Source organism: Catonella sp., from assembly GCF_052169795.1.
Classification (GTDB): Bacteria; Bacillota; Clostridia; order Lachnospirales; family Lachnospiraceae; genus Catonella.
In genome coordinates, this window is sequence record NZ_JBQNBU010000102.1 from 1 (window position 1) to 6,467 (window position 6,467).

Below are 6,467 nucleotides of genomic sequence, written 5' to 3' on the forward strand. Positions count from 1 at the left end.
GAAGTATTACCAAAGAGATAGGCATTTCCATTATCCATAACTACACCGGTAATCTGATAACCTGCTATAAGCTGAACTATTTTACCACCGTCAAATTTAATGTCGGGATTAATATCAATCTGCTTAAGTCTCTTATTTCCCCATGCAATTAATTCATTCTGATCTGTAAGTGCAACTACATGGTCAATGCCTGCTGCCACCTTAACAAACTTCTTACCCTTTATCCCCTTTGGAAGATCTTTAAGGTTAATAGTAGGAAGCACCTGAGTCTTACCCCAGATATAAAGTCCACCTGTCTTACTTACACCAACAGAAAAGCTTGAACCTATTGCGATATCCTCTACCTTACCCTGAAGTCCCTTTGGCACATCCATCATATCAAGTCCGGGTGCAAGGTTAATCTGTGTACTCTCCTCATAAGAAAGATCCTGTACAAAGAATATAGGGCCTATAATTACAAATAAAAATATACAGACAAAAACAATTAGACCTGTCATAGACAGCTTATTAGAAACGAAGTTTTTAACAACTGTCCTTCCCGGTGACTGCATCTGCTCTTCCTTAAATATATCTATATCTTTCTCTTCTATACCATTTCTTGGCATAAACAGCCTCGCAAGAAGGGAGGCGCGTTTCTTCTTATTATTTTTTTCTGACATCTTCTCCTCCTTACTATTTAGCTATTCTTACACGAGGGTCAACTATACCGTAACTAAGGTCGATGATTAAGTTTCCTACAAGGGAAACCACTATATAAAACATCTGAACACCCATAGCTAAGTTATAATCAAGTCCGTTAAGAGCCTTAAGGTAAATCTTTCCCATACCGTTTAAGGCAAATATTGACTCAGTTATAATTGAGCCTGAGAATATACCTATAAACCAGCTTATAATAAGTGTAATTATAGGAAGAAGGGCATTTCTCCAAGCATGAGAGTATATAACAACTCTTTCAGTAAGTCCCTTTGCTCTTGCTGTTCTGATGTAATCCATACGAAGTGAATCTATCATAGCAGCCCTTACATACCTTGTCATTCCTCCAAGAGACGCAAGTGTAAGAACCATAGTAGGTAAAACCATGTATTTTACCCTATCCAAAAACAGCACCATAGCACTGCCTGAAATATTTGGCGTATTCATACCCGAAACAGGGAACCATCTAAGCTGTACTGCAAAGAAGTAAATAATAATAAGCGCAAATATAAATACCGGCAGACTGTACCCGACAATGGTTAGGACTTGCACCGCCGTATCAAATTTTGAAAACTTCTTGACCGCACAATATATACCTAGCGGTATAGTTATTCCCAGAGCAAAAAATGTTACCAGCAAATTCAGAAAAATCGTATTCTTCATAGGTACTACTATAACATCTGTAACCGGTTTTTTATATATTATGGAATCACCAAACTTCAATGTAACTACCGACTTTATCCATTTTCCATACCTTACCGGAGCCGGATCATCAAGTCCCATCTGCTGTCTCATATTTTGATAAATCTTTTCAAACTGTTCCGGTTTAATCTTATCTCTTTGACTAGCCACCTGCATCATAGCCGGATCTCCCGGAATGGCATTGTACAAGGCAAAAATTAAAACTGACATGGTAAAAAATACAAAAACCATGTACAGCAAACGCTTTGTAATATACTTTAGCATACTCCCTACCTGCTTTCATTGTAATAAATTTGCCAATTATTTATGTATATTAATTATAAAGACTTGCATTATTATTCAAAATATTTCATAAATAATTGTAATATATTTCTGCCCACTGCATATAGGACGGACTCCATCCTCAGTGCAGTAAACAGAAGACTGCATTCTAGTATACAATAATACACACTTTTTTTCAAGTATAATAATAGGAAATAAGTCCGAGAAAGCAATGTCCTCGGACTTAAATTCCTTCTATATGCTAATAATTTGTATCAAATCATTACTTTTACTGCTGAATCCAACAATAGTTAATCTGTGATGTTATATCCCAAATCGCATCCTTTATTCCTTCATAACCCTTTAACTTACTTGTAAAGAAGTCATGATATTCATTTGAATAAAGCGGAAGGTCAGGAACAAGTTCATTCCATCTCTGCTGGAAAGCTACGAATCTGTTAAGATATTCTTCTGTATCACTAGGATCTACAAGATTAAGATTCTTAGCAAGCTTTGCAAGTTCTTCATCTGAAATTCTATTGTGGTTCTGAGGATTGCCGATAGCATATGCGAACTCAGGATTATATATTGCTGTAAAACCAATTCCCATGCTATACATATTGAAGTCATTCTTCTTCTGCTGTTCCAAATTCTGTATAAGCTCATTAAAGGTAACTGCACTCTGCTTAATCTCCATACCGGCTTTCTTCACATCATCACTATTAGCAAGCTTTGTAGCAAGAAGAGCTGATACCGGGTTGTTCTCTGATGAACACCACTGTATTGTAAGAGGCATAAGTTTACCATCATCGAGTTTCTTGTAACGGAGTCCGCTCTTATATGGCTTTCCATCCTTATCAAGTGTGAATCCGGCCTTTTCAAGTTCTGCAATTGCATTATCTACTGAGAAACTGTACTGGTTAAGAGCACCAATCTCGTCTTCTCTTTCCTCAACCATCCACTGCGCAAGACCATAGCAGCCATTAACTACCGAACCATGTCCACCTGTAAATGTCTTTGCAAACTCATTTCTATCAAGAAGATAAGCTATTGCATGACGAACCTCTGTAAACTGTGTAGGTCCTCTGTCGCATACAAATACAAGTTTACCATAACCGTTACGAGGATATGATACATAGCCATGTGTTCCCTTTTCTACAAGATCCATACCTGAGTTAATCTCATTTGCCTCAGCCATATTAAGAAGAATGTCAACACCACCTGTTGCAAGTTCATCCATCTGTGTCTCAAACTGTACATATTTATAAATAATTGTATCAATATAAGGCTTCTGTCCTTCATAATTACCCTTGTAGTTAGGATTCTTTACAAGTGTATATGTATTTGAAGTCTCATCATATTTTTCTCTCATATAAGGACCTGAGAATGCATCCATATTAAAGCGGAAATCATCAGCCTTTTTCTTAATATCCTTAGCTTTTAAGTCCTTACTAAAGTAAGCACCCTTACCATCATCCTTTATATCATAGCCTTCCGGTAACCAGCCCTTCATAAACGCAGGAGAAACCGCCGCCATCGCATCCTGATAGTAGTTTGGAAGTTTTTCTTTAGCTATTGTTATAGAAAATTCATAATCTCCTAAAAGTCTTACTCCCTTAAATACCTTATCCTTACCTTCATTATATGCTGTAAAGCCGTCAAGGTCGGAACCTGCTGTATTGGTTGTAGCTCCGATTTCTACAAGTACAGGTGAAGAAAAATAAAGAATACGGAATACATAATCTTTAGCTGTAATAGGCTCACCATTACTCCACTTCATATCTTCCTGAAGTTTGAATGTGGTAGTTACTGTTCCATCGCTATTTTTAACATCATTCTTTTCTTTGACTGCCTGTGGATTTACTACAAACTTACCAGCCTTATCAATCTCAATTGTTGATGCACCACTTGTAAGCGAATATACTTGAGCATCTGATGAATTATTTGTCCAATATGGATAAATATCACCATTTGACTGTGTATTATCACCAATTATAAGCTGTCCACCACTTACCGGAGCAGCCTCTGCACTAGCTGTACTTGATGCACTTGATGATGCACTTGATACACTTGATGATGCACTAGCTGTACTCGATGATGTAGTTGATGCACTTGAACCTGTACTTGATGCACTGCCCTCAGTTGAGGCAGAGCCACCTCCGCAAGCTGTAAGTGAAACAGCCATCACACCTGCAAGAAACAAGCTTAAAATTCTTTTCTTTTTCATTTTGTATCCTCCTCTTCTTAATCTCTTCATTTATACAAAAATGATAGTGACTATTATATGTCAGCATAAAGACAATTGTCAAGCCTATGCGTACACTATCACTTTTTTTCATATCTACTATTCCAAAATATAAAAATGGTTAGACTCAATGTAGAATCTAACCATTTATACTTATAATATTTTTTATTCCTGAATCCAGCAATATGTAAGCTGTGAAGTTATATCCCAAATTGCATCCTTTATTCCTTCATAACCTTTTAACTTGCTGTTAAAGAAGTCATGATACTGATTTGAATAAAGAGGAAGGTCAGGAAGAAGTTCATTCCATCTCTTTTGGAAAGCTACAAACCTGTCAAGATACTCTTCTTCATTTTCAGGATCTACAAGATTAAGCTCTTTTGCAAGTTTTGCAAGTTCTTCATCTGAAATTCTGTTATAATTCTGTGGATTTCCAATTTCAAATGGCTGCTGTGGCTCATAAATCACATTAAAGCCTACTCCCATACTGTACATATTGTAGTCATTCTTCTTACGCTGTTCATAGTTCTCAATAAGCTCATTAAAGGTAACCATGCTCTGCTTAATCTCCATACCTGCCCTCTTTACATCCTCACTATTTACAAGTTTAGTAGCAAGAAGGTCTGATACAGGGTTGTTCTCAGATGAACACAAATTAATTGTAAGTGGCATAAGCTTACCATCTTCAAGTTTCTTATAGCGAAGTCCGCTCTTATATGGCTTTCCAGCCTTATCTACTGTAAATCCGGCCTTTTCAAGCTCTTCAACAGCCTTTTCTACGGAGAAGTTATACTGATTGAGTTTTCCAATATCATCTTCTCTTTCCTCTACCATCCACTGAGCTATACCATAATAACCGTTAACCACACTTCCATGTCCACCTGTTAACGTCTTTGCAAATTCATTTCTGTCAAGAAGATATGCTATTGCATGACGAACCTCTGTATACTGTGTAGGTCCTCTATCGCAAACAAGTACCAGCTTTCCATATCCGTTACGGGGATAATCTACATAACCATGTGTTCCCTTATCTACAAGATCCATACCAGAGTTGATTTCATTTGCCTCACCCATCTTTACAAGGATATCAACACCACCTGTAGCAAGCTCATCCATCTGTGTTTCACTCTGGACAAACTTATAAATAATCGTATCAATATGTGGCTTAACACCTTCATAATTACCCTTATAGTTAGGATTCTTTACAAGTGTATATGTATTAGATGTCTCATCATACTTTTCTTTCATATATGGACCAGAGAAAGCAGTCATATTAAAACGGTAATCATCAGCCTGTTTTTTAATATCTTTAGCCTTTAATTCCTTAGTGAAATAAGCACCTTCACCATCATCCTTTATATCATAGCCCTCAGGAAGCCATCCCTTCATATAGCCTGCTCCTGCTGCTGAAAGTGCGTCCTGATAATAGTTTGGAAGATAGTCCTTATTTATTGTAACTGAAAACTCATAATCTCCTAAAAGCCTTACTCCCTTAAATACCTTAGACTTTCCTGAATTATAATCAGCAAAACCTACAAATTTTATACCTTCAGAATTATCGGTAGCTCCCATTTCTACAAGTACAGGATGGGAGAAGTAAAGTATACGGAACACATAGTCCTTAGCAGTGATAGGCTCACCATTACTCCACTTCAAATCTTCCTGAAGCTTAAATGTAGTTGTAACTGAACCGTCATCATTCTTTGTGTCGGTCTTTTCTTTAACTGCCTGTGGATCCACTACAAATTTACCATGTCTGTTTACTACGACGGTATCATATCCTGATGTGAGTTTGTACACACTGTTATCAGATATATTATTTGTCCAGTATGGATAGATATCACCATTTGACTGTGTCTGATCGCCTATAATAAGCTGTCCTCCATCAACCGGTGTACCCTCTGCACTAGCTGATGCACTTCCTGAAGCAACACTTGATGTACTCGACGCAGATGAATCTGTCGCACTTGATGAGGTTCCTTCTGTTGAAACCGAATTACCTCCACAGGCTGTAAGCGTAATCGCCATAAATCCTGCAAGAAGAGCACTTAAAAGCTGTTTCTTTTTCATTTTGTTTGATTTCCTCCTTTTTAACTCACATTTGTTCACTCTTTTACAAATTAATTTTGTCATATCTTTTAATAACAACGGTCACTATTATATGCCAGTGCAGAGATAACTGTCAAGCCTAACCAGACCTTTAGCCTATATATTTTAGTAATTATCTGTTATATGTTTTGCCACTAAGTAGTTAAAATGGTACAAACCACATAACTACTAAACCTTCTCCACTAGACAGTAAGCATCACACTATGATACAATCTAGCTAATTATTTGTAAGGAGAATTATGAATGGAAAATATTGAAAGACAGATGCCTAAACCTTTCGAAATATACAGACATTTTAAAGGGAATTTATATCAAATATTAAGCATAGCCACACATAGCGAAACAAGAGAAGTATTGGTAGTATATCAGGCTCTTTATGGCGATTTTGGCATATACGCAAGGCCTCTTAGTATGTTCCTTAGCAATGTGGATAAGACCAAATATCCAGACTCAAAAG

4 protein-coding genes and 1 pseudogene are annotated in these 6,467 nt (G+C 36.9%); 1 reads left to right on the top strand and 4 read right to left on the bottom strand.

Annotated features, from left to right (window positions below):
• The 4 genes and pseudogenes from ACTTKP_RS10620 to ACTTKP_RS10635 all read right to left on the bottom strand — a co-directional run.
• A pseudogene (locus tag ACTTKP_RS10620) lies at positions 1-659 on the bottom strand (hypothetical protein); the annotation flags it as partial.
• Between the two features lie 13 nt (positions 660-672).
• Positions 673-1,659, bottom strand: coding sequence for an ABC transporter permease (locus ACTTKP_RS10625; RefSeq protein WP_442553875.1), 987 nt, complete (start codon positions 1,657-1,659; stop codon positions 673-675).
• Between the two features lie 286 nt (positions 1,660-1,945).
• A complete protein-coding gene (locus ACTTKP_RS10630) occupies positions 1,946-3,883 on the bottom strand; it encodes an ABC transporter substrate-binding protein (RefSeq protein ID WP_442553876.1) in 1,938 nt (645 codons plus the stop codon).
• Positions 3,884-4,066: 183 nt separating this feature from the next.
• Positions 4,067-5,971 carry an ABC transporter substrate-binding protein gene (locus tag ACTTKP_RS10635; protein ID WP_442553877.1) on the bottom strand — a complete coding sequence of 635 codons (1,905 nt, stop codon included), beginning with the start codon at positions 5,969-5,971 and terminating at the stop codon, positions 4,067-4,069.
• A gap of 282 nt (positions 5,972-6,253) precedes the next feature.
• Between ACTTKP_RS10635 and ACTTKP_RS10640 the strand changes: the two genes are divergently transcribed.
• The coding region (locus tag ACTTKP_RS10640) for a DUF1653 domain-containing protein (RefSeq protein ID WP_442553878.1) at positions 6,254-6,467 on the top strand (214 nt) is incomplete at its 3' end.